Origin of the sequence: Pseudomonas sp. NPDC087615, assembly GCF_044743445.1 — a bacterium.
Lineage (GTDB): Bacteria > Pseudomonadota > Gammaproteobacteria > Pseudomonadales > Pseudomonadaceae > Aquipseudomonas > Aquipseudomonas baetica_A.
Window position 1 is genome coordinate 1 of record NZ_JBIUWM010000155.1, and the last position, 1,135, is coordinate 1,135.

General features: G+C 54.8%; 1 protein-coding gene. It reads right to left on the minus strand.

The genetic code is table 11. From position 1 onward, the window contains the following. On the minus strand, positions 1 to 1,135 hold a 1,135-nt coding region (locus ACIOU6_RS28055; protein ID WP_401140014.1), incomplete at both ends, for an elongation factor G.

The following is a 1,135-nucleotide window of genomic DNA, read 5'->3' on the forward strand; positions in this document are numbered from 1 at the left end:
CTCCGGTAAGTCCATGCGATCCTGGATGTTTGGCTTGTCAGCGTTGCAGAGGGTTTCACCAGTGGTGACGTCCTTCATGCCGATCAGGGCCGCGATGTCACCAGCGCGCACTTCCTTGATCTCTTCACGGGCGTTTGCGTGCATTTGCACCATACGACCCACGCGCTCTTTCTTGCCTTTAACCGAGTTGATCACGCCGTCGCCGGAGTTCAACACGCCCGAGTAAACGCGGACGAAGGTCAAAGTACCCACGAATGGGTCGGTAGCGATCTTGAACGCCAGAGCCGAGAAAGGCTCGCTGTCGTCTGCATGACGCTCCATCTCTTCTTCCTCGTTATCAGGGTTGGTACCCTTGATAGCAGGAATATCAGTTGGCGCAGGCAGGTAGTCGATAACGGCGTCGAGAACCAGGGGAACACCCTTGTTCTTGAAGGAAGAACCGCAAACAGCCAGAACGATTTCGCCAGCGATAGTACGCTGACGCAAAGCAGCTTTGATCTCTTCGATCGACAGCTCTTCGCCTTCCAGGTACTTGTTCATCAGCTCTTCGTTGGCTTCGGCGGCAGCCTCAACCATGTTGTTGCGCCACTCTTCAGCCAGCTCTTGCAGCTCAGCAGGAATGTCCTTGCGAACAGGGACCATACCTTTGTCAGAGTCGTTCCAGTAGATAGCTTGCATGTTGATCAGATCAATCTGACCCTGGAAGTTATCTTCGGAACCGATAGCCAACTGAATCGGCACCGGAGTGTGACCCAGACGCTGCTTGATCTGACCGATCACGCGCAGGAAGTTAGCGCCGGCACGGTCCATCTTGTTTACGTAAACAAGACGCGGAACGCCGTATTTGTTGGCTTGACGCCATACGGTTTCCGACTGAGGCTCAACACCCGAAGTACCGCAGAACACAACGACAGCGCCGTCGAGTACGCGCAGGGAACGCTCAACTTCAATGGTGAAGTCTACGTGGCCCGGGGTATCGATTACGTTGAAACGGTGCTCGTGCGAGTACTGCTTCTCGGAACCTTTCCAGAAGGCGGTAATGGCAGCAGAAGTAATGGTAATACCACGCTCCTGCTCCTGCACCATCCAGTCTGTGGTCGCGGCGCCATCATGCACCTCGCCCATTTTGTGACTT